At 71.3% G+C, this 3623-nt stretch carries 2 protein-coding genes; one reads left to right on the forward strand and one right to left on the reverse strand.

The window, feature by feature from the left end; genetic code table 11:
* The coding region (locus VFZ20_RS23000) for a hypothetical protein (RefSeq protein ID WP_329686299.1) at positions 1-190 on the forward strand (190 nt) is incomplete at its 5' end.
* 361 nt (positions 191-551) lie between these two features.
* Here VFZ20_RS23000 and VFZ20_RS23005 read toward each other — a convergent pair.
* On the reverse strand, positions 552-3251 hold the full coding sequence (locus VFZ20_RS23005; protein WP_329686300.1) for a glycosyl hydrolase family 65 protein: 2700 nt from the start codon (positions 3249-3251) through the stop codon (positions 552-554).
* Positions 3252-3623 lie beyond the last annotated feature (372 nt).

Here is a 3623-nt window from a genome sequence, read left to right on the forward strand (position 1 = left end):
GGTGGTCACGCCGGCCGCCAAAGGTGGTCGCGGCTGGATCGCCGCGTTCCGCTCCCCTTGGGCCGACGTGTGCCGCCGTTGCGCATCCATCATGTGCCGGGGGCTTCAACGTCCGTTCACCCGGACGTTCAACGTCGCTTCAACTCCCGTCTTCAATCTCCGGATCTGGCGTAAACGCTTGATTTTGTAGATTCGGTTGGATTCTGTCATTTCATCGGGACGCTCGGGTGCGGGCCTCTGACCGAACCGGAAAGATGACAGAGAGGACGAAGAGAGCCACTTTCGGTTCTCCGCGTCCTCTCGCTCCATCGATCCTTCCGCGCCTGATTCCCTTCGTGCAACGACGGTGGAGGATGGAATCGCGCGGTGGTGGTCGGGTTCGTGGTTCGGACACAAGATCCTTCGTCGCCGCCATCGATCACGCACGGGCAGGATCGCGCGGCGGCTCCTCAGGATGACGCATCTGGCGCGAAGGGCGTGAACGTCAAACCGCAAGACCGAGGGCCGGGGTATGTCCCCCGGCCCTTCTTCATCGCGGCGGAATCAGCCCGTCACCGGCACTGGGCGGGGGCGTCGTCGGCGGCGGAGAGCCGGGTGAGGCGCAGGTGGTCGAGGAGCGCCGTGTTCACGCGGCCGTCCATGTTCTCGTCGCGCGGCGTGAACGCCAGCACCAGCGTGTGCTCACCGGCCTCCAGGGGCAGCTGCAGCTCCGTGCTGTAGCCCCAGTCCTCCCAGCGGTCGGTGCCCCGCTGCGGCATCACCAGCACGCCGATGTCGTCGCTCTCCACCCGCAGCGTGCGGATGGCGGCCTTGGCGTCGGTGTTGATGGGGCCGCTGCCGTTGGCGTAGCGCGCGTCCACCGCGTAGATGCCGCCACAGGTGATCCGCACGGGAACCCGCACCGTGGTGCTGGCCTCGCGCGTGAGCCGCACGTAGCCCTCGCCCGTGAACCCGGCGCGCTCGCGCTCCAGCGGCGCCCCCACGGGCCGCGCGACGATCACGGCATCCGCGGCGGCCATCCGCGCGGGCGCGGACAGGAACGACTGCAGCCCGGCGGAATCCACCGCCAGCACCTGGTACTCCACCACGCCCTCCGGCTCGCCCACGTCCACGCGCGTCATGCCGGTCACGTCGTACTCGCGGCCGTTGCGGTACAGCACGTAGCGGGCGGCGCCGGGCACCGGGTCCCACGAAAGGACGGGCCCCTCCACGCGGAGCGCCGGCGTCTCCGGCGACCACCGGTTGGGAACGAGGTTGATCTCCGTCTCGGGCCAGCGGCCGTTCATCACGATCTCCACCGTGTGCGCGCCCGTGAGCGTCGCGGGGACCTCGGCCCGGTTGATCGGCCGGCCGTCCAGCCGCAGGGACGCCACGCCGTCGCCATGGCCGCGGACGGTGACCGTGAGCACGGCGCCGCGGTAGCGCAGGCCGGAGAGCGTGCGCTCGCCGTCGTACGCGGGCGGCACCATGGGCGCGAAGACCAGGCGGTCCGGGCGAAAGCGCATTCCGAAGAGCACGCGGTAGTGCGTGGCCAGGCTGCCCGCCACGCTCCACAGCTGCCGGTCGCTGTTGAGCTCCGTGCCGTCGAAGTGGCCCGTGCTGGCCACCATGTTCTCCTTGTTGGTCAAAAAGAGCGCGGACGGGCGGTAGATGGACGCCAGCCCGTGCTCCACCCCCGCCGTGTTCCCCGCCTCGGCCGAGGCCCAGGTCCAGAAGGCGCTCACGAACGGCCACAGGGCGCCGTTGTGGTAGACGGGGATCTCGGGGATGTACGGCCAGAACGTGGGCGCGCCGAACTCCACGACGGGAAGCGACGCGGCCACCTGCGCGCGCCGGGCCGGGTCACCCGCGCCGTAGAGGATGGCGAGCGCCTCGGCCAGCGCGTCGGAGCGCGGCGCCAGGGAAGGGAAGCTGCGGCCGTAGCGGAACACGGCGTGGTAGCCCGCGTCCGTCAGCCACAGGTTCTGGTCGATGGCCGTCCGCAGCGCGTCCGCCACGCGCGTCCACTCCGCGCCGTCCTCGCCCAGCGCCGCGGCCATGTCGGCGAGAATGCGGTACGTGGCGTAGTGGACGGCGTTGGTGCTGGTGCCGGCGGATCGGCCGATGTCGCGCGGCTCCATCCAGCGGGGATAGCTCTGCTCGCGCCAGTCCATGAACGACGTCTCGCCCGTCGCCAGCCCCGTCTGGGGATCGAAGATGGCGTGCAGGTCCGCCCCCGCGCTGCGGCTGATGACGGTGTACGCCGTCCGTAGCCAGTCCTGGTCGCCCGTGACGGCGTACAGCTCCCATGCGGCCAGCGCCCACGTCATCCGGTCCGTGGAGATGGGCCATGATCCGCCCGTGCCCGTGTCCTGAATGATGCGGCCGGCGCTGTCCACCTTGGCCATCAGGCTGCGGCGCACGGCGTCCGGCGCCACGATGGCGAGGGAGAGGACGGACGCGTACGACACGTCGCGCGTCCACACGCCGGGCCACTTGGCGCCGGCGGAGAGCGCGCCGTCCTCGCGGACCAGCTGCGTAAGCTCCTCCAGCGACATGCGATACAGCGCGTTCAGCAGCCGCTCGGGCGACCGGAGCTGCGGATAGGCGGAAAGGTCCGCGTGCCGCGCCCAGATGGCCACCCCGGGAGATGCGAGGGGCCGCGTGTACTGCGCCTGGACGGGGATGACGAGCGTGTAGATGCTGTCGCCGTCGGCGTCCCGCAGCTGGGCGGGGCCGCCGGGGCGCAGCGCGTTGGCGTCCCAGGTGAGCGGCTCCACGTCGCCGATGGCGAATACGCCCGTGAAGTCCGTGCGGCGGATGGGCGGCCCCTGCGGCGGATCGTACGTCCCCGTGCGGCCGAAGTCGCGCAGCACCTGGCGCAGGTCCAGGCGGATGGTGACCTGCGCGACGCCCTCCTCGCTGGTGGGATACGCTTCGGGCGTGGGGACGAACGGCGGCTGCTCCTGGCCAAAGACGTAGACGGGCGAGACGATCCTTCCGTCCGTGGGGCGGACGTAGAGCGTGTGCTCCGTGCCGGACTGGAACTCGTTGTCGACGCCGTTGAGGCTGAAGCGAAAGTGCATCTCGCGCCCCGCGCGCGGATACGTGCTCACGAGCGTGTCGCGCGACCGCGCCACGGCGGACCAGCGTCCCTGCTGCACGGAGGTGTCCGTGACGGTGAACGCGTCCGAGCGGTACAGCGTCTGCGCCCCCGCGGCGCCCACGATCGCGGCCGATGCGGCGGATGCGATGCCGAGCGCGCGGAGCACGCGGGACGTCCGGTGGGTGCGGTGCGGCTGCGTCGTCATGGCGGATGGGGTGGACGCGTGGTTGGGTGCGATGGGGGCGGGGGATGGATCGCGCGGTGGCAAGCGGCCTTCATCCCGACGAGGAAAGCTCGCGCGGGAGCGGAGCGCCCCCCATCCCCGACCCTTCCCCCATAAACTGCATGGGGGAAGGGAGAACTTCGGCGCGGACATCCGGATGCTTCGCGCCGGGCGCAGCCCGCCCCTCTCCCGGCCTCTCCCCGCTCGTTCCTCGCGGAGAGAGGAGACCTTCATCGCGGGCGCCGGGTGTGGGGCGGAGAAGCGGGCGTTCTACCGCGCGCGGAGGGCCCCCGCCCCCCCCCCCCCCGCCCCCCC

This window comes from Longimicrobium sp. (assembly GCF_036280135.1).
Classification (GTDB): Bacteria; Gemmatimonadota; Gemmatimonadetes; order Longimicrobiales; family Longimicrobiaceae; genus Longimicrobium.